The 18,818-nt window shown below is 65.0% G+C and carries 20 protein-coding genes; 6 read left to right on the top strand and 14 right to left on the bottom strand.

Going from position 1 to position 18,818, the window contains the following annotated elements:
- The first annotated feature begins 49 nt into the window (after window positions 1–49).
- The 4 genes from ACE103_RS11785 (at window position 50) to ACE103_RS11770 (ending at window position 2,863) form a co-directional block, all read left to right on the top strand.
- Window positions 50–1,000 carry a hypothetical protein gene (locus ACE103_RS11785; RefSeq protein WP_375779554.1) on the top strand — a complete coding sequence of 317 codons (951 nt, stop codon included), beginning with the start codon at window positions 50–52 and terminating at the stop codon, window positions 998–1,000.
- A 48-nt stretch (window positions 1,001–1,048) separates the two neighbouring features.
- The gene (locus ACE103_RS11780; protein WP_375779553.1) at window positions 1,049–1,603 is read left to right on the top strand and encodes a carboxymuconolactone decarboxylase family protein; all 555 of its coding nucleotides are present in this window, start codon (window positions 1,049–1,051) and stop codon (window positions 1,601–1,603) included.
- A gap of 1 nt (window position 1,604) precedes the next feature.
- Window positions 1,605–2,405: an SDR family NAD(P)-dependent oxidoreductase gene (locus ACE103_RS11775; RefSeq protein ID WP_375779552.1), complete on the top strand. Its 801-nt coding sequence runs from the start codon at window positions 1,605–1,607 to the stop codon at window positions 2,403–2,405.
- A 239-nt stretch (window positions 2,406–2,644) separates the two neighbouring features.
- On the top strand, window positions 2,645–2,863 hold the full coding sequence (locus ACE103_RS11770; protein ID WP_076828992.1) for a hypothetical protein: 219 nt from the start codon (window positions 2,645–2,647) through the stop codon (window positions 2,861–2,863).
- A 43-nt stretch (window positions 2,864–2,906) separates the two neighbouring features.
- Here the strand turns inward: ACE103_RS11770 and ACE103_RS11765 are convergent, their stop codons facing one another.
- A complete protein-coding gene (locus ACE103_RS11765) occupies window positions 2,907–6,089 on the bottom strand; it encodes an efflux RND transporter permease subunit (protein ID WP_375779551.1) in 3,183 nt (1,060 codons plus the stop codon).
- A gap of 23 nt (window positions 6,090–6,112) precedes the next feature.
- Complete coding sequence (locus tag ACE103_RS11760; RefSeq protein WP_375779550.1) at window positions 6,113–7,357, bottom strand: efflux RND transporter periplasmic adaptor subunit; 1,245 nt, start codon at window positions 7,355–7,357, stop codon at window positions 6,113–6,115.
- 204 nt (window positions 7,358–7,561) lie between these two features.
- On the opposite strand from ACE103_RS11760, the gene ACE103_RS11755 reads away from it, so the two are divergent.
- Window positions 7,562–8,161, top strand: a complete 600-nt coding sequence (locus ACE103_RS11755; RefSeq protein ID WP_375779549.1) for a TetR/AcrR family transcriptional regulator — start codon at window positions 7,562–7,564, stop codon at window positions 8,159–8,161.
- Between the two features lie 12 nt (window positions 8,162–8,173).
- Here ACE103_RS11755 and ACE103_RS11750 read toward each other — a convergent pair whose 3' ends face one another.
- From ACE103_RS11750 to phnG, 9 genes are read right to left on the bottom strand one after another with little or no spacing between them, the layout of a single operon-like run.
- Window positions 8,174–8,785 carry a pyridoxamine 5'-phosphate oxidase family protein gene (locus ACE103_RS11750; protein ID WP_375779548.1) on the bottom strand — a complete coding sequence of 204 codons (612 nt, stop codon included), beginning with the start codon at window positions 8,783–8,785 and terminating at the stop codon, window positions 8,174–8,176.
- Window positions 8,786–8,820: 35 nt separating this feature from the next.
- Window positions 8,821–9,417, bottom strand: a complete 597-nt coding sequence (phnN, locus tag ACE103_RS11745; protein ID WP_375779547.1) for a phosphonate metabolism protein/1,5-bisphosphokinase (PRPP-forming) PhnN — start codon at window positions 9,415–9,417, stop codon at window positions 8,821–8,823.
- Window positions 9,414–10,568, bottom strand: coding sequence for an alpha-D-ribose 1-methylphosphonate 5-triphosphate diphosphatase (locus ACE103_RS11740; protein WP_375779546.1), 1,155 nt, complete (start codon window positions 10,566–10,568; stop codon window positions 9,414–9,416). The genes phnN and ACE103_RS11740 overlap by 4 nt, the downstream gene beginning before the upstream one ends.
- 13 nt (window positions 10,569–10,581) lie before the next feature.
- A complete protein-coding gene (gene phnL, locus ACE103_RS11735; protein ID WP_375779545.1) occupies window positions 10,582–11,280 on the bottom strand; it encodes a phosphonate C-P lyase system protein PhnL in 699 nt (232 codons plus the stop codon).
- 8 nt (window positions 11,281–11,288) lie between these two features.
- A complete protein-coding gene (gene phnK, locus ACE103_RS11730; protein WP_375779544.1) occupies window positions 11,289–12,086 on the bottom strand; it encodes a phosphonate C-P lyase system protein PhnK in 798 nt (265 codons plus the stop codon).
- Window positions 12,079–12,963 (bottom strand): alpha-D-ribose 1-methylphosphonate 5-phosphate C-P-lyase PhnJ, encoded by an 885-nt coding sequence (locus ACE103_RS11725; RefSeq protein WP_342712666.1) that lies wholly within the window; start codon window positions 12,961–12,963, stop codon window positions 12,079–12,081. Before ACE103_RS11725 ends, phnK begins: the two co-directional genes overlap by 8 nt.
- A complete protein-coding gene (locus ACE103_RS11720; RefSeq protein ID WP_375779543.1) occupies window positions 12,960–14,063 on the bottom strand; it encodes a carbon-phosphorus lyase complex subunit PhnI in 1,104 nt (367 codons plus the stop codon). Before ACE103_RS11720 ends, ACE103_RS11725 begins: the two co-directional genes overlap by 4 nt.
- 3 nt (window positions 14,064–14,066) lie before the next feature.
- Window positions 14,067–14,675 carry a phosphonate C-P lyase system protein PhnH gene (gene phnH / locus ACE103_RS11715; protein WP_375779542.1) on the bottom strand — a complete coding sequence of 203 codons (609 nt, stop codon included), beginning with the start codon at window positions 14,673–14,675 and terminating at the stop codon, window positions 14,067–14,069.
- 4 nt (window positions 14,676–14,679) lie between these two features.
- Window positions 14,680–15,141, bottom strand: a complete 462-nt coding sequence (phnG, locus tag ACE103_RS11710; RefSeq protein ID WP_375779541.1) for a phosphonate C-P lyase system protein PhnG — start codon at window positions 15,139–15,141, stop codon at window positions 14,680–14,682.
- A gap of 116 nt (window positions 15,142–15,257) precedes the next feature.
- Here phnG and phnF point away from each other — a divergent pair, with 116 nt between their 5' ends.
- Entirely contained in the window at window positions 15,258–15,983 is a 726-nt protein-coding gene (gene phnF / locus ACE103_RS11705; protein ID WP_375779540.1) for a phosphonate metabolism transcriptional regulator PhnF, read from the top strand.
- 77 nt (window positions 15,984–16,060) lie between these two features.
- Here phnF and phnE (ACE103_RS11700) read toward each other — a convergent pair whose 3' ends face one another.
- The 3 genes from phnE (ACE103_RS11700) to phnD form a co-directional block, all read right to left on the bottom strand.
- A complete protein-coding gene (gene phnE, locus ACE103_RS11700) occupies window positions 16,061–16,909 on the bottom strand; it encodes a phosphonate ABC transporter, permease protein PhnE (protein ID WP_375779539.1) in 849 nt (282 codons plus the stop codon).
- Window positions 16,906–17,790, bottom strand: a complete 885-nt coding sequence (phnE, locus tag ACE103_RS11695; RefSeq protein ID WP_375779538.1) for a phosphonate ABC transporter, permease protein PhnE — start codon at window positions 17,788–17,790, stop codon at window positions 16,906–16,908. The genes phnE (ACE103_RS11700) and phnE (ACE103_RS11695) overlap by 4 nt, the downstream gene beginning before the upstream one ends.
- A gap of 78 nt (window positions 17,791–17,868) precedes the next feature.
- Window positions 17,869–18,804, bottom strand: coding sequence for a phosphonate ABC transporter substrate-binding protein (phnD, locus tag ACE103_RS11690; RefSeq protein ID WP_375779537.1), 936 nt, complete (start codon window positions 18,802–18,804; stop codon window positions 17,869–17,871).
- Between the last annotated feature and the right edge of the window lie 14 nt (window positions 18,805–18,818).

Raw genomic sequence — 18,818 nt, 5'->3', positions numbered from 1 at the left:
GCCGAACCCCGGCATCTTTGGAACGGTGGCGCGCAAAGGGAGACCAAGGATGATTAAAGTCGAATCCGCGTTCACGACGGAAATCGTGGAGAACGGCAATTTGCTGGTGGGTCCCTGGCGCAGCCCGAAGCAGATGCTGCAGGCCCAGACCTACGACTCCCACGCCTCGATCCATGACGACGCAACCGCACAAAAACTCGGCTTCCGCGGCGGCACGATCGAGGGACCGACCCATTTCAGCCAGTTCGCGCCGCTGTGCGAGCGGATCTGGGGCCGGGCCTGGTTCATGATCGGGTGCCTGTCCGCGCACTACCGCAATCCGGTGTTCGAGGGCGAAGAGGTGCAGGCTCAGATCGAGAAGCCGAAGCCGGGCCAAACCGTTTGCTCGATCGGGATGATCAAGCGCGACGGCACCGAAATCCTGCGCGGCACCGCCTCGATCGACGGTGACGGCACCGAGACCGCGCTGAGCAACCGGCTCGGCGAATTGAAGCCGCTGGCCGATCCCGTGATCCTCGCCGACATCAAAGTCGGCATGAAGACGCCCCGGCAGGCGATCAAGATGGATTTCGACCAGAACATGGGCGATCTCTATCCGTTCTCGCTGGCCGACAAGCTCAAGGTGATCACCGAGCCTTCGGACTATTATTCGCTGGAGTACAATCCCTGGGGCCGCGCCATCATCCCGATGGAGATGCTGAGCGTGCTGTTCCAGTACCGCGCGCGCGAGGACCGGCTGCCGGTTCGCGGCCCGGCCGTCGGGCTGTTCGCCGATCAGGAGATCCGGCTTGTGCGCGGGCCGCTGTTCCCGGGAGAGACCTATTGGGTCGAGCGCGAGGTCGTCGCGCTCTCGGGCAGCAAGCGCACCGAGAGCATGTGGGTGCGCTCGACCGTGTTCGATGCCGACAACGCCGTGGTCGCGACCATGCTGCTCAATGGCGCCAGCATGAAGGACTCCTACGCCAACTACGAGCGTGAGCACAAAACGCTTTACGGCTGAAGCTACAGCCGCCCCCTTCCGCAAGCCGCCGAACCAAGGACAACAACAATGGCCCGCCTGCCCTATCTCGAAGCCGATCAGGTCGCCCCCGAATATCGCGACATGCTCAAGCGCAACACCAATTTGCACAAGCTGCTGGTGAATTCGCCCGACATGGCGTGCGCCTTCAACGGCATCGGCGGCTACATCCGTTTCAAGAGCAAGCTCGACCCGCGGCTGCGCGAGCTCGCGATCCTGCAGGTCGGCTGGCTCGAGAAGTCGGAATACGAGTTCACTCATCATGTGAAGATCGGCAAGGAGTTCGGCGTCACCGACGAGGACATCAAGGGCCTGATCGCCGAGACCGAGGGCAAGCCGTCGAAGCTCGAGCCGCTGGCGAAGGCGATCCTCAGGGGTGCCCGCGAGATGGTGCGCGAGCTTGCGATGTCGGAGGCGACCTTCGCCGAGATCAAGCGAGAGCTGTCCGACGAGCACATGACCGATCTGGTGCTGACGATCGCGTTCTACTGCGCCGTGGTGCGCGTGCTCGCCACCATGCAGATCGACAACGAACCAACCTACAAAGAGGTACTGCAGCAGTACCCGATCCCGGGAGTGAAGTGACATGCGCCTTAAAGATCGCGTCGCCATCGTCGTCGGCGCCGGCCAAAGCCCCGGCGAGGGCATCGGCAACGGCCGTGCCACCGCGCTGACCTTCGCCCGCGAAGGCGCCAAGGTGCTGTGCGTCGATCACAATCTGGCGTCGGCGCAGGAAACCGTCGACCTGATCGCGGCCAACGGCGGCACTTCGGTTGCCTTCAAGGCCGACGTCACCAAAAATGCCGACATCAAGACGATGGTGGCGGAAGCGCATAGCCGCTGGGGCAGTGTCGATATCCTGCACAACAATGTCGGCGTCAGCCTTTCCGGCGGCGATGCCGAGCTGCTCGACATCACCGAGGAGGCGTTCGACCGCTGCGTGGCGATCAACCTGAAGAGCTGCATCCTCGCTGCCAAGCACGTGATCCCGATCATGCGCCAGCAGCAGCGCGGTTCGATCATCAACATCTCGTCGATGGCCGCGATCACGACCTATCCATACGTCGCCTACAAGGCGACCAAGTCGGCGATGATCGCCTTCACCGAACAGCTCGCCTACCAGAATGCGCAATATGGCATTCGCGCCAACGTGATCCTGCCGGGGTTGATGAACACACCGATGGCGGTGGATACGCGCGCACGCGAATTCAAGAAGAGCCGCGCCGAGGTCGAGGCCGAGCGCGATAGCAAGGTGCCGCTGCGCCACAAGATGGGCACCGGCTGGGACGTCGCCAATGCCGCGCTGTTTCTCGCCTCGGATGAGGCGAATTTCGTCACCGGTGTGACGTTGCCGGTCGACGGCGGCGCCAGCGTGCGGCGCGGTTAACGGATGGCGATCAAACCGGTTAATCCTCGCGATTAACCTGTGTGACCACGTGCGGTTAATCACTGTGACGGCATCACGCGGCAATGTGCCGCAATGATTCGAAAAACTTGAAGTATTCCAATGACACGGCGATGTGACGGCGTCTCCACATAAATCGAAATCCTGACTCGTTGTGGTCGCACGAAATTCATCTGCGCTCTGTATCTCGCACGCCAAGAACTTCTGGAGTGCCTGGACCAATGAGCGAAGAATTCGAACTCAGACCCGATCAGTGGGATGCGCTGAAAGCGTTGCGGGCTCCCGCAGCGAACCCTTCACGGCTGAACCGGTTCGCCGTCGAGAGCCTGATCACGCTCGGTTATGTTGCGGTGCGTGGAGATTCGTTCGAACTGACCCCCGCGGGCCGCAAGGTGCTGGTCCGCGGTTCGTCACAATTGCTGCTCGATATCGCAGCCTGATCCTCTTCAAACTGACACGAGGCTTACACACACACACGCGGCATCATGCCGCGTGTGCTTTTCCGGGGATGGTCGCCTCGCCGTGCTGCGTTAGCGGCTTCATGCCGGTGACAGTACGCAGCAGCACATAGAACACCGGCGTCAGGAACAGGCCAAACACGGTGACGCCGATCATGCCGGAGAACACCGCGACGCCCATCGCGCGCCGCATCTCCGAGCCCGCGCCGGTCGACAGCACCAGCGGCAGCACGCCCATGATGAACGCCATCGACGTCATCAGGATCGGCCGCAGCCGCAGCCGGCTGGCCTCGATCGCTGCGCGGATCGGTGAGCGCCCGGCGAATTCGAGCTCGCGCGCGAATTCGACGATCAGGATGGCGTTCTTGGCCGACAATCCGACCAGCACGATCAGGCCGATCTGGGTGAAGACATTGTTGTCGCCCTTCGACAGCCAGACGCCGAACATCGCCGCCAACAGGCCCATCGGCACGATCATGATGATCGAGAGCGGCAGCGCCAGGCTCTCATAGAGCGCGGCGAGCACCAGGAACACCAACAGGATCGCGAGCGGAAACACCCAGATTCCGGAATTGCCGGCGATGAACTCCTGATAGGTCAGGTCGGTCCATTCGAAGGCAAAACCCGGCGGCAGCGTTTCGGCGGCGATCCGTGTTGCCGCCTCCTGCGCCTGGCCGGACGAAAAGCCGGGCGCCGCAGCGGCGTTGATGTCCGACGACAGGAAGCCGTTGTAGCGGATCGCGCGCTCCGGACCTGCACTCTGGCGGACCTTCAGCAAGGCCGACAGCGGCACCATGTCACCGGACGACGAGCGCACCTTCAACTGCCTGATGTCGTCGGCACGCGCGCGGAACGGCGCGTCCGCCTGCACATAGACCGAATAGGTGCGGCCGAATTTGTTGAAGTCGTTGACATAGTAGGAGCCCAGATAGATCTGCAGCGTGTTGAAGACCTCCGTGACCGGGACGCCGAGCTGCAACGCCTTGGTGCGGTCGATGTCGGCGAACAGCTGCGGCACGTTGACCTGGAAGCTCGAGAACGCACCGGCGATCTCCGGCGCCTTCTGGAGCGCGCCCATGAACGCCTTGGTGGCGTCGTTCAGCGCCTCATAGCCGAGACCGGCACGGTCCTCGATCTGCAGCTTGAAGCCGCCGATGGTGCCGAGGCCGTTGACCGGCGGCGGCGGGAACATGGCGATGAAGGCATCCTGGATGCCGGCATATTTCTTGTTGAGCGCGGCCGCGATCGCCGGGCCGCTCAGCGACGGATCCTTGCGCTCGTCGAACGGCTTCAGGGTCGAGAACACGATGCCGGCGTTGGACGAGTTGGTGAAGCCGGAGATTGACAGGCCGGGAAACGCCACCGAGCTTTCGACACCGGGCTGGGTCAGCGCGATGTCGCTCATCTTGCGGATCACTTCCTCGGTGCGGTCGAGCGTGGCGCCGTCGGGCAGCCGCGCAAAGCCGACCAGATACTGCTTGTCCTGGCCCGGCACGAAGCCGCTCGGCACCTGCTTGAACAGCACACCGGTCAGGCCGATCAGCACCACATAGAGGCCGATCACCACGGCCTTGCCGTAGATCACCTTGGTGACGGTACGGCCGTAGTTCTCGGACGACTTGGTGAAGACCTTGTTGAAGCCGCGGAAGAACCAGCCCAGCGACTTTTCCATACCCCTCGTCAGCCAATCCTTCGGCTCGTCATGCCCCTTCAGCAGCAGCGCCGACAGCGCCGGCGACAGCGTCAGCGAGTTGATCGCCGAGATCACGGTCGAGATCGCAATCGTCAGCGCGAACTGCTTGTAGAACTGTCCAGTGAGGCCGGAGATGAAGGCGAGCGGCACGAACACCGCGATCAAGACAAGCGCGATCGCGATGATCGGCCCGGAGACCTCGCGCATCGCCTGGTTGGTGGCATCGCGCGGCGACAGGCCGGATTCGATGTTGCGCTCGACGTTCTCGACCACGACGATGGCGTCGTCGACCACGATGCCGATCGCCAGCACCAGGCCGAACAGGCTGAGCGCGTTGATCGAGAAGCCGAACACATGCATCACCGCGAAGGTGCCGACGATCGACACCGGAACCGCGATCAGCGGAATGATCGAGGCGCGCCAGGTCTGCAGGAACAGGATCACGACCAGCACGACGAGCGCGATGGCCTCGAGCAGCGTGTGGATGACGGCCTCGATCGACGACCGCACGAACTGCGTCGGATCGTAGACGATCTGGTACGACACGCCTTCCGGCATGTTCTTCTTGATCTCGGCCATGGTCGCACGGACGTGGTCGGAGATCTCCAGCGCGTTCGAACCCGGCGCCTGGAAGATCGGGATCGCGACCGCCTGCTTGTTGTCGAGCAGCGAGCGCAGGCCGTATTCGGAAGCGCCGAGCTCGATCCGCGCGACGTCGCGCAGCCGCACCACCTCGCCGGCCGAGCCGGTCTTCACCACGATGTCGCCGAACTGTTCCTCGGTCGACAACCGTCCCTCGGCGTTGACGGAGAGCTGGAGGTCGAGGCCCTTGACGCTGGGCGAGGAGCCGACCACGCCGGCCGCGGCCTCGACGTTCTGGGCCTGGATCGCGCGCACCACGTCGCTTGCGGTCAATTTATGCTCGGCGGCCTTCTGCGGATCGACCCAGACCCGCATCGAATAGTCGCCGGCGCCATAGAGCTGGACGTCGCCGACGCCGTCGATCCGCGCCAGCCGGTCCTTGACGTTGAGCACTGCGTAGTTGCGCAGATACGTCATGTCGTAGCGGTTGTTCGGCGACAGCAGATGCACGACCATGGTAAGGTCGGGCGAGCTCTTCTTGGTGATGATGCCGAGCTGGCGCACCACGGCCGGCAGGCGCGGCTCAGCCTGCTGCACGCGGTTCTGCACCAGCTGGGTCGCCTTGTCGGGGTCGGTGCCGAGCCGGAACGTCACCGTCAGCGTCATCGCGCCGTCGGTGGTCGCCTGGCTCGACATGTAGAGCATGCCCTCGACGCCGTTGATCTGCTCCTCGATCGGGGTCGCGACCGTCTCGGCGATCACCTTCGGATTGGCGCCGGGATAGGTCGCGCGTACCACGACCGACGGCGGCACCACGTCGGGGTATTCCGAGATCGGCATCGCCACCAGCGAGATCAGGCCGGCCAGGAAGATCAGGATCGATAGCACGCCGGCGAAGATCGGCCGGTCGATAAAGAATTTTGAGAGATTCATGGCTCCGCCCCCGCATGCAGCGACTAGCGCTGCACGACGTGCTGGTTGGTTTCAGTGGATGCCTGCCGCATGCCGCGCGCGCCCATCTCGGCTACTTCCATCTTCAGAAGAGCGCCGGGACGCACGCGCTGCAGGCCGTTGACGACGATGCGGTCGCCGGATTTCAGGCCGTCGGTGACGATCCGCAGGCCATCGACCGCGCCGCCGAGCGTGACGGAGCGATAGACCGCGCGGCTGTCGTCCCCGACCAGCATGACGAACTTCTTGTCCTGGTCGGTGCCGACGGCGCGCTCGTCGATCAGCACCATCGTCTGCTGCTTGGGCTGGCCCATGCGCACGCGGGCGAACTGCCCCGGGATCAGCCGGCCGTCTTCGTTCTTGAACACGGCGCGGACCCGGATGGTGCCGCTCTGCCCGTTGACCTGGTTGTCGATCAGTTGGATGTGCCCCTTGGCGCTGAGGCCGCCCGACGTCACCATGTCGACTGGGATCTGATCGAGATTGCCGCGCTTGCCGGAGGCGTCCGCGATCGAGTTCAACGCGCGCAGCACGACCTCCTCGTCGGCATCGAAGCTCGCATAGATCGGATTGACCGAGACCAGCGAGGTCAGGACCGGCGACGAGGTGCCTGCCGCGACGAGATTGCCGACCGTGATCTCGATCCTGCCGACCCGGCCATCGACCGGTGCGCGGACCTCGGTGTAGTCGAGATTGAGCTTTGCCGTTTGCAACGCGGCTTCGGCGGCCTTGACGTTGGCGATCGCCTCGCGATTGGCGTTGTCACGCTGGTCGAAATCGCGCTTGGTGACGATGTTGTTGCCGACCAGCTGTGCGCCGCGCTCGACTTCACTCGTGGTGAAGACCACGCGGGCCTTGGCCGCCTCAAGCTGCGCCTGGGCCCGGTCGACCTCGGCCGCGTAAGGCGCGGGGTCGATCTTGAACAGGATGTCGCCGGACTTCACCAGCGCGCCCTCGGTGAAGTTGGTCGAAAGGATCGCGCCCGCCACCCGCGGCCGCAACTGGACGCGGTCGACGGCTTCGAGCCGGCCCGAGAAGTCATCGAACAGGGTGGTCGGCCGCGGCTGGACCACGGCGACGGTCACCGGGACCGCCGGTTCGGGCGCGGCGGCGGCCGCGGTCGCCTGCGCAGCGTGGAAATAGTGGCCGGTCGCGATCGAACCGGCCACCGCGAGGGCGCCGAGGATCACGACGCCACCGACAACGCGTCGGAAACGGCCGGAACGCGGATTTTGGGTTGACGAGGGCATTCACGCGCTCCAGAGATTTGTAGTGTTCGCTACAAATGTGGAGCTGGACGCCGGTTCGCAAGATACTTATGTATCGAGCACTATGAATTTATTATCTCATTCGTGGGGAAATGGGAAGACACGGAAAAACATCACGTGCAACAATAGGATAAGCCAGAGATAAGCCGTCACAGAACCGGCACCCGGCTTACGGAGTAACTGAAAATGGGAATGGGACGCCCCCGCGCCTTCGACGCCGATGCCGCTTTGGACCGGGCCATGGACGTATTCTGGCGCCACGGTTACGAGGGGACCACGATCGCCCAGCTCACCGAGGCGATGAGCATCAATCCGCCCAGCCTCTACGCCGCCTTCGGCAGCAAAGAGGGCCTGCTGAAGGCCGCGCTCGACCGCTATTCCGAAAAGCGCGACGCCTGGATGGAAAAGGTTGTGGGCGCCTCGACTGCGCGAGAGGTGGCCGAACGATTCCTGATGGAGCACGCGGACGCCCAGACCGATCCCGCCAACCCGCCCGGTTGTCTGCTGGTCCAAGGCGGCCTTGCCTGCGGCACCGGCTCGGAAAACGTCCCATTCGAACTGGCGGCGCGCCGCACCCGCACCGAAGACCAGTTGCGCGAACGCTTTGTCCGCGCCAGGGCCGAACGCGACCTCGGCGAGAACGCCGATCCGGTCACGCTTGCTCGCTATCTCTCCGCGGTCACATCCGGCATGTGCGTGATGGCCTCCTCGGGCGCCGACCGCAACACGCTGCGCGAGATCGCGGCGGTGTCGCTGAAGGCGTTCGATGAGCAGGCGAAGGCCTGAGCGCTTCTTTCGTCACCACATGGTCTGGCGCGCGCGCTCCGGCCATTCGCGATCGTATTTCTCGCCGCCGACCGTGTGCTCGCTCATCTCGGCGAGGATCTGACCTGGCGTCGGCAGCGCCTTTGAATCGACCTGCTTGTCCGGATTCCAGAGGTCGGAACGCACAATCGCGCGGGCGCACTGGAAGTAGATCTCGTCCACATTCATCACGATCACCGTACGCGGCGCCTTGCCTTCCATCTTGAAGGAGGCGAGCAGCTCCGGCTCAGCCGAGACATAGGCGCGGCCATTGACGCGCAGCGTGCTGCCCGAGCCCGGAATCAGGAACAACAGCCCGACGCGAGGATCGCGAACGATATTGCGCAGCGAATCGCAGCGATTGTTGCCGCGGCGATCCGGCATCATCAGCGTTTTCGAATCATGGATGCGCACGAAGCCCGGCAGGTCGCCGCGCGGCGAGCAGTCGAGCCCCTCGGGCCCTGAGGTCGCAAGCGACACGAACGGCGACTTCTCGATGAGCACACGATAGAGCGGCGTCACGTGATCGGCGACCTTCACGGTCGACGCGTCATTCGGGAAGCCGTAGATCGCCTCAAGCTGCTCGATCGTGGAAATCACCGACATTCGTGCTGTTCTCCTTTGTGGCTGGTCGTCTCTTGCTACTCGTCCCAGCGCTCGCCCTTGATGATGCGGACAAGCTGTCGCGCGTGATAGTCGGCGGTGCCGGAATTGACGATGGTGAAATCGGGCGTCGACGCGCTTTCGTCGACGGTGCGGGCCAGCCGCTGCGCGAGCAGGCCGTCGCTGCTGCGTGCCCGCGCAGCCAGCCGCGCGGCCAGCACGTCCGGCGGCGCGGTGATCGAGACAACCACGGCGTTGGCATATTTGCGGCGTGCCGCCGCTATCACCTTGCGGGAGACGTTCGCGATCACGGTGCGCCCGGCGCGGATCTCATCGTTGATCGCCCGCGACAGCGCATAGCGATGGCCGTGCGCTTCCCAGTGCATGGCGTAGTCGCCGGCGGCGACCGCACGCTGGAAGGTCTCTGCGCTGATCTCCTCGTTGTCTTCCGACGCCGAGGCCTGGCGGGTGATCAGACGACGGGGAAACACGACATCACGGTCATCTGCGCAGGCGGCCTTCGCCAGTCCCAGCAGCGTGTCCTTGCCGGCGCCGCTCGGGCCGACCACCAGGATCAACCGGCCAGGACCGATCGTGCTGGCGTGCTGCGCGGCGACGGCAGGAACCTCGCTCATGCGACCCTGGCTCCTTCCCGCCAGACGCTGCGCACGACAGGCAGATCGCGCGCGACGTGGACGCGGATCAGATCGGCGCGCCTGCCGACCGCGATCTCGCCGCGATCGGACAGGCCAACCGCCTCGGCCGGCGTCTTGGTCACGGTACGCACGGCGGAGGCAAGATCGATCGCCGGCACATGCCGCGGCAGTTGCAGCGCCGCCATCAAGAGGCTCGACGGGATGTAGTCCGACGACAGAATATCGAGCATGCCCTCATTGGCGAGATCGACGGCGGCGATGTTGCCGGAGTGCGAGCCGCCGCGCACCACGTTCGGCGCGCCCATCAGGATGTCGATGCCGGCGGCGTGCAGACCGCGCGCCGCTTCCATCGTGGTCGGGAATTCCGCGACCGCGACCTTGTCGTTGACGGCGTCGACCACGTTCTCATCCGTGGTGTCGTCGTGGCTCGCGAGCGGAATCTTGTACTGATGCGCCAGCGCGACGATCGCGCGAGTGTTGGCCACGGCATATTCCTTCTGATAGGCGAAGCGCCGGGCGAACAGCACGTCGAGCTGGGCATCGGTCATGCCGCCGCCCTTGCCGCGGTAGTAATCGCGCAGCTTGACCTCGTCGCGGAACTGGCGCTGGCCCGGTGTATGATCCATTAGCGACATCAGCCGCACGTCCGGCCGGTCGATCAGCTCCTTGGCCTCGGCGACGACATCCGGCATCGGCACTTCGCAGCGCAGATGCAGGAAGTGGTCAGCGCGCAGCAGATTCTCCTCGCGCGCGGCCGAGATCGCCGCCGCCAGCACGCCGGCGCGGCCGTCGACATCCTCGGCGCCGTCCTCGCGCCAGACCCGCAGCGAATCCAGCACGGTGGTAATGCCCGAGGTCGCGAGCTGCCCGTCATACGAGATCACGGCAGCGACCGGGTTCCAGAACACTTTTGGCCGCGGCACGTAGTGCATCTCGAGATGGTCTGTATGCAGCTCGATCAGCCCGGGCATCAGGAGATCGCCGCCGGCGTCCTCCGCTGCCTCGGGCGCCCTGCCCTCACCGAACTCGGCGATCTTGCCATCAGCGATCGCAACCCAGCCCTGCTCGATCACGCGATCGGCGAGGACCAGCCGGGCGTTGCCGATGATGGTGTCTTGCTTGGCGGTCATTTCAAACGGTCCTTCAGGCAGCAGCGGCGAACGAGGCCACGTCCACGATACGATCGGCAATCAGATGACGGATTTCGTCGTCATGGACAATCGCGACCATCGCGACGCCCTCGGTCTTTTTCTCCGCAATCAGCTCGACCACCACTGCGCGATTCGCTGCATCGAGCGAAGCGGTCGGCTCGTCCAGCAGCAGGATCGGCAGGTCCGAGATGAAGCCACGCGCGATGTTGACGCGCTGCTGCTCGCCGCCGGAGAAGGTCGAGGGCGGCAAGGTCCACAGCCGCTCCGGGATGTTGAGGCGACGCAGCAGTTTCCCGGCGCGTTCGCGAGCTTCCTCGCGCGCCACGCCGTTGGCGATCAACGGCTCGGCGACGACGTCGATCGTCGCCACCCGCGGCACCGCGCGCAGGAACTGGCTGACATAGCCGATCGTCGAGCGGCGGATGCTCAACACCTGGCGCGGCTCGGCGGTGGCGAGGTCAATCACCTTGCCGCGATGGCGGATGCCGATCCGGCCACTGTCGCAGCGATAGTTGCCGAAGATCATCTTCAGGATCGAGGATTTGCCGGCGCCCGACGGGCCCGCCAGCACCACGCATTCGCCGGGATCAGCGTGGAACGAGACGCCGCGCACCACGGGCAGCTCGACGCCGCCCTGCAGATGCATGGTGAAGGTCTTCTCGGCGTTGGCAAGTTCGATCATCGCGGTCATTGGCAAGCTCATGGCGGCAGTATCGAGGAAACGAGCAGCTGCGTATACGGCTCGCGGGGATCGTCCAACACCTGGTCGGTGAGACCGGTCTCGATGACGCGGCCGCCCTTCATCACCATCACGCGATGCGACAGCAGGCGCGCGACCGCGAGATCGTGGGTCACGACGATGGCGGCAAGGCCAAGCTCGCTGACGAGATTACGCATCAGGTCGAGCAGGCGCGCCTGCACCGAGACGTCGAGGCCGCCGGTCGGCTCGTCCATGAACACCAGCCGCGGCTCGGTGACGAGGTTGCGCGCGATCTGCAGCCGCTGCCGCATGCCGCCCGAATAGGTCTTCGGCGCATCGTCGATGCGGCCGACATCGATCTCGACCCGATCGAGCCAGGTCGACGCGGTGTCGCGGATCCGGCCGTAGTGATTCCAGCCGACCGCCATCAGCCGCTCGCCGACATTGGCGCCGGCCGAGACGCCCATGCGGAGGCCCTGCGCCGGGTCCTGGTGCACAAAACCCCAGTCGGTGCGGAACAGGAAGCGCCGCTCGGCTTCGCCGAGTTCGGCAAGATCGCGCAGCACGCCGTCGCGCATCCGGTAGGACACCTGTCCCGCGCTCGGCGCGAACTGCGCGGAGAGCAGTTGCAGCAGCGTCGACTTGCCCGAGCCGGACTCGCCGACGATCGCCAGCACCTCACCGGGATAGAGCGCGAAGGAGACATCGCGGCAGGCCGGGAGCCGGCCGTAATTCTTGGCAAGCCCCTCGGCCACCAGCAGCGGCTGATCGTTGTCGAGGCCGAAGAGCTCAGACATGCGCCTTCTCCTTGTGCGGCGCCGCGCTCTCGGTACCGTGATGGCCGGCGGCCTGGCGCTGCTCGCAGAAGTCGGTGTCGGAGCAGACGAACATCCGCCCGCCCTTGTCGTCGGTGACGATCTCGTCGAGATAGGAATTATCGGCGCCGCACAGCGCGCAGGGCGCGTCGAACCGGTAGCGCGTGAACGGATGATCCTCGAAATCCAGCGAGACCACGGTGGTATAGGGCGGGATCGCGTAGATGCGCTTCTCGCGGCCGGCGCCGAACAGCTGCAAGGCGGCACAATTGTCCATCTTCGGATTGTCGAATTTCGGCGTCGGCGACGGGTCCATCACGTAGCGGGCATTCACCTTCACCGGATAGGCGTAGGCGGTCGCGATGTGGCCGAAGCGCGCGATGTCCTCGTAGAGCTTGACGTGCATCAGGCCGTATTCGGCGAGCGCGTGCATGCGCCGCGTCTCGGTCTCGCGCGGCTCGAGGAAGCGGAGCGGCTCGGGGATCGGCACCTGATAGACCAGCACCTGGCCGGCGTGCAGCGACGCCTCGGGAATGCGGTGCCGGGTCTGGATCACGGTCGCGTCCGTCGTCGAGGTCGTGGTCGCGACGCCGGCGGTCTTGCCGAAGAATTTGCGGATCGAGATCGCGTTGGTGGTGTCGTCCGAGCCCTGGTCGATCACCTTCAGCACGTCGTCGGGACCGAGGATCGCCGCCGTCACCTGCACGCCGCCGGTGCCCCAGCCATAGGGCATGGGCATCTCGCGGCTCGCGAACGGCACCTGATAGCCGGGGATTGCAATCGCCTTCAGGATCGCGCGGCGGATCATCCGCTTGGTCTGCTCGTCGAGATAGGCGAAATTGTATGTCGGCGCGTTCATTCCGCGGCCTCCTGCATTTCCACGGCCTCGTTGGCTTCCGCGAACTCCTGCCGCAGCTTACGGAGCAGACCGAGCTCGGACTGGAAGTCGACGTAATGCGGCAGCTTGAGATGCTCGACGAAGCCGGTCGACTGGACATTGTCGGAGTGCGACATCACGAACTCCTCGTCCTGCGCCGGCGCCGCCGCCTCCTCGCCGAGCTCGCGTGCGCGCAGCGCGCGGTCGACCAGCGCCATCGACATGGTCTTGCGCTCGCTCTGGCCGAAGGCGAGGCCATAGCCGCGGGTGAAGCACGGCGCCTCGGTGGTCGAGCCCTTGAACTGGTTGACCATCTGGCACTCGGTCAGCTCGATTGAGCCGAGCGGCACTGCGAAGCCGACATCCTCGGCTGCGAATTCGACCTCGACCTCGCCAAAGCGGATCTCGCCGGCGAAGGGATGGTTGCGGCCGTAGCCGCGCTGCGTGGAGTAGCCGAGCGCCAGCAGGAAACCCTCGTCGCCGCGCGCCAGATTCTGCAGCCGCAGATCGCGATCGGCCGGGAAGTTCAGCGGCTCGCGCGTGAGGTCGCCGACCGGTGCATCGCTATCTGCTTGCGGCGACGATTCGATCAAGCCGTCGCGACCGAGGATGTCGGTGACCCGCGGCGTCGCCGCCTGCGAGGCTTCGGCGGTCGCCGGCTGCTCCGGCACAAAACCTTCCGCGAGCTGCGGATCGAGCAGGCGATGGGTGTAGTCGAAGGTCGGCCCCAGGATCTGGCCGCCCGGAACGTCCTTGAAGGTCGAGGAGATGCGCCGCCGCACCTGCATCTCGCCGGTGTTGACCGGTTCGGTGGCTCCGAAACGCGGCAGCGTGGCACGGAAGGCGCGAACCAAGAAGATCGCCTCGATCATGTCGCCGCGTGCCTGCTTGATCGCGAGCGCCGCAAGTTCGCGATCGTAGAGCGAGCCTTCGGTCATCACGCGGTCGACGCCGAGCGCGAGCTGCTCGGAGATCTGCGCCAGCGTCACCTCGGGCACATCGCGATCGCCGCGCCGCTCATGTGCCAGCAGCCGATGAGCGTTCTCGATGGCGCGCTCGCCTCCCTTGACGGCTACATACATCGCTCACACTCCGCTTGCGATCAGCCGCGTGGTGCGCGGGATCGCGACAATATTGTCGTCGTGGACCAGCACGACGTCGATGCCGCGCGGGAACAGCGCTTCATTGATCGACAGCCGCTGGAACAGGTCGCGCGGCTTGATCATCGCCTGTAACAGCGCGCTGCCGTCGATGCCGGGCCCCTTCAGCTCGAAGGCCGGGCCCTGGGTCAGGCTGTCGACCTGCAGGATCAGCGTGGTCGAGCGGTCAGGATATTCGTTGCTGCCGAACGCGAAATGCTCGAGCGCCGGCAGGTTCGCGGCGTCGCCGATCAGCGCAAAGCTTGCGATCGCGGAATCCACGACCACCGGCGCGCTGGCGTGAAACTTCAGCCAGCGCGCGACATCCGGCGTTGCCGACATCGCGGCATCGAGCCAGATCGGCGTGTCGTGATCGAACAGCGTCAGCGCGATCGCAGCCGAGCCGCGCATCATGCCGGCGGGCGTTCCGACATCAGCGGCGACGCGCTGCACGCTGCCCGGGCGCGCCATCGCATCCATCACGGAGCGAAACGTGGATTGTGCCGACAGCACCTTGTCGGCGAAGCCTGCGGGCATTTCGGCAATCGTCGTCATTGCATCACCCCTCACCGCGCACCATCGTATAGAAATCAACCCGCGTCGCCGCGGTCTCGGCGGCCTTGCGGGTGCGTTCGGCATTCATGGCGACACGCAGCGGCGCGATCACCTTCGCTTCGACCTCGGCGGACAGCTCCGCGGATTGCACCATGGCGTCGCACAGTGCGATCATTTGCGCCTTGTGCGCGTCGCGGCCGAGCGTGTAGCCGAAGCCGACCTCACCGGTCACAAGCCGCACCGCCGCGCGCGACACCGTCGCCTCGCCGAGATTGAATGGCGCACCGTCACCGCCGATCCGCCCGCGCATCATCACGAGGCCGTTCTCCGGCTCGCGCAGGTTCTCATGGCTGGGCACCGCGATCGCCGCCAGCCTGCCTGCGATGTCGGCCGCAGCGGAGTGCGCCAGCACCGTCATCGCGGCCTTGCGCTGGGCCTGTTTGCTGTCTGGTCCGGTCGAACTCATGGTCGGATTCATGGGCAACCTTGCTTGCATCAAGTTGTCTATGATAATAGACAACTTGATAGCCGAGCGCCATGACTGTTTCGTGACAAACCGAAGATTTCTGGTATCACCGCGCCATGAGCATGCAGGAAAGTTCTGGCGTCGCCTTGTGGCGGCAAGTCGCTGACGGCATCGAGCGCGGCATCGCCGACGGCCGCTTTGCTGCGGGCGAAAAGCTGCCCGGCGAGATGGAGATCGCCGAGACTTACCGGGTCAACCGCCACACGGTGCGGCGGGCGCTCGCCGCATTGGCGGAGCGCGGCCTGGTGCGCGCCGAGCGCGGCAGCGGCACCTATGTCGAAGCTCAGCGCCTTGCCTATCCGCTACGCTCACGCACGCGATTCTCCGAGATCGTCGGCGCCGGCGGCCACGAGCCGCGCGGCCAACTGATCGATGCAGGCAGCGACGTCGCCAATCGCGAGATCGCGCGCGAGCTCGGCCTGAAGATCGGTGCGCCGCTGATCCGGATCGAGGCGGTGCGGCTCGCCGACCGGACGCCGATCTGTGTTTCGACTACCTGGCTGTCGGCCGAGCGGTTTCCCGATGCCGGCAGCGTATTCGCCGATGTTCGCTCGATGACCAAGCTGCTCGGGCATTACGGCGTGAGGGACTACCGCCGCGCCTCGACCCGAATTACCGCGGCGATTGCCGATGCGACCGACGCTGCACGGCTCGATCTGCCGCTGGGGCGGCCGGTGCTGGTGGTCGACGCCACCGACGTCGACATGCTGGACCGCCCACTGGTGACCAAGCGCTCGCGCTTTGCCGCCGAGCGCGTCGAGTTTCTCGTCGAGAATAGCTGAGCGTGCCGCCACACTGACGGTGCACCGCTTTCGCACCAACTTCTCCCACAAGGGGAGAAGGATTAGCGTTCGGCAAGCTACACCACCGCCCGTTGCCCGATGATGGCAAAGCGCAGCTTGCTCGAGATGAAGTCGATCGCGGCGACCGCGATCAGGATCATCAGGATCAGGAACGACACCTTTTGCCATTCCAGCACGCGGATCTGCTCGGCGAGCTGTAGCCCGATGCCGCCGGCGCCGACGATGCCGATGATGGTGGCCGAACGGGTGTTCGACTCGATGAAGTAGAGCAGCTGGCCGGCGATCACCGGCAGCACCTGCGGCAGCAGGCCGAAGCGGATTTCATGCAGCGCGTTGCCGCCGGAGGCGCGGATGCCCTCGACCTGCTTGCGATCCGCCGCCTCGATCGCCTCCGAGAACAGCTTTCCGAACGCGCCGAAGTCGGAGACCATGATCGCCAGCACGCCGGCGAACGGGCCGAGGCCGACGACGTTGATCCAGACCAGCGCCCAGATCAGCGTATCGACGCCACGGATCGAATCCAAGAAGCGGCGCACCGGAAAGCGGATCAGGTTCGAGGGAATGACGTTGCGCGCCGCCAGCAGGCTGACCGGCAGCGCAAAGAGCGCCGCGAGCGTGGTGCCGAGCAGCGCGATCGACAGCGTCTCGCCGAGCGCCTGCATGTAGAGCGGGAAGGATGCGCCGGGATTCGGCGGGACCATCATCATGGTGATCCAGCCGAGTTGGCTCATCCCCGTGATCAGCCTCGTCGGCGAAAAATCGAGATCGACCACGCCGTAGACGAAGATCCCGACCGCCACAGCGATCATCGCCGGCAGCGCCAGCCGCGCCGACGCCGGGCGCTCGAATACGCCGGGATATTTCGCACGCAAGTCCGCGGTGTCCGGCTTCGGCAGCTGGCTCATCGCCGGGTCTCCTTGCCGAACAGCCGGCCACGCAACCAGCCGGTCGAGATGTCGATGATGAAGACGGTGACGATGACGGTGACGAGAATGGCGCTGACGTCGGAATAGTAGAACTTGCGGATCGCGACCACGAGCTCCTGCCCGATGCCGCCGGCGCCGACGAAGCCCATCACCGACGCCTCGCGGACGTTGATCTCGAAGCGCAGCAGCGCATAGCTGGCGTAGCCCGCCGAGACCTGCGGCAACACGGCAAAGCGCATGCAGGACAGCCAGCTCGCGCCGGTGGAACGGATGCCCTCGACCGGCTTCATGTCGGCATTCTCGACGATCTCGGCGAACAGCTTGCCTAGCGCCCCGGTGGTGTGGATCGCGATCGCCAGCACGCCGGCCATCGGCCCGAGGCCGAATGCGATCACGAAGATCAGCGCGAACACGATGCCCGGCACGGTGCGGGCGAATTCGAGCAGGCGACGGATGACAAAGCGCACCCACGGCCCCGGCGAGGTGTTCTGGGCGGCGAAGAAATTCAGCGCAAACGCAAACACAGCACCAGTCAGCGTGCCGACATAGCTGATCAGGATCGTCTCGCCGAGCATCTTCAGCCATTTCTGCCAGCCCCAGAACCATTCGGGAAAATCGGTCCAGACCCGGGCGCCCGATTCGAGCGTCAGGATGCGGTCGAAATAGCTGACGAAGTTGCCGAAATAGGTGAACAGCGTGCGCAGGTTCACCTCCGCGCCGAACGCCGCGATCAGCAGCGCCGCGCAGAATATCGCCGTCGCCAGCGCGGCTTTCAGCCGTTTGCGCGCCACGGACCTGCGGTAGGCGTCTTCCAGCGTGGCCAGTTGCTGCGCCGGAAGAATGGATACGGCGGTCGCCATCGGCGCGTGCCAGTCCGGTTCGGAGTTGAGAGGAGAGAAGGCCGGGCGATCGAGCCCGGCCTTCGTGACGTCAGGCGATCAGCTCGCCTTCTTCTTGCGCAGATTGTCGACGAACTTGATCAGCTCGACGGTGCCATCCCAGTCCTTGGTGGTGGCGGGATGGAAGCCCTTCTTCTGGCCGTCGGAGAGACGCTCGAAAGCCGCCTTGTCCTTGGTCGGAGCGTCGAAGAAGGCCTTTGCGATCGCAGCCTTCAGGTCTTCCGGAAGATCGGCGTTGTAGGCGTACGGCCCGTTGATGATCGGCGCCGACTTGTGGATGATGCGGAAGTCGTCCTTCTTCATCGCCGAACCGTCGGCGTTCTTCAGCATGCCCTTGGTCAGCATTTGAGCGAGCGTAGAATCATCGTCGCTGGTCCACTGGTTGGCGGCCATGTCGACGGTGCCCTGCGCCAGCGCGAGGACCGCATTCTCGTGGCTGCCGGTGAACACGACCTTGCCGAAATAGGTGTCGGCGTCGGCGATGCCCATCTTGTCGAGCTCGAAGCGCGGCACGTTGTTGCCGGAGGTCGAGTTCGGATCGACCAGGCCGAGGTTCTTGCCCTTCAGATCGTCGACGCTCTTGTACGGGCTCGACGCCTTGACGAAGAATACAGAGTAATAGCCGGTCGAACCGTCAGCGTTGATGTCGTTGGCGAAGGCATCGGTCTTGACGCCGGTCAAGCGGGCCCGCGCGAACGAAGCCGAGCCGTAGCTGGCGATCTGGATGTTGCCGGCGCGCTGACCCTCGATAACGGCCGCGTAGTCGTTGGCAATGCGAAGCGTGACCTTCACGCCGAGTTCCTTCGACAGATAGGCCACGAACGGCGTCCAGCGCTCGGTCACGCCGGAGGCGTTCTCGGCCGGCACCACCGCGAAGGTGAGCTCGGGATATTTTGCTTTCCAGTCCTGCGCGAATGCCGAGCCCGTGAACGCCAGTGCGGCGGCGCCGGCCAGAATGATGCGACGAGTGAACATGACTACCCCTCTTT

The sequence above is a fragment of the Bradyrhizobium sp. ma5 genome, from assembly GCF_042258955.1.
Classification (GTDB): domain Bacteria; phylum Pseudomonadota; class Alphaproteobacteria; order Rhizobiales; family Xanthobacteraceae; genus Bradyrhizobium.
This window is presented reverse-complemented; position numbering and strand designations above follow the sequence as displayed.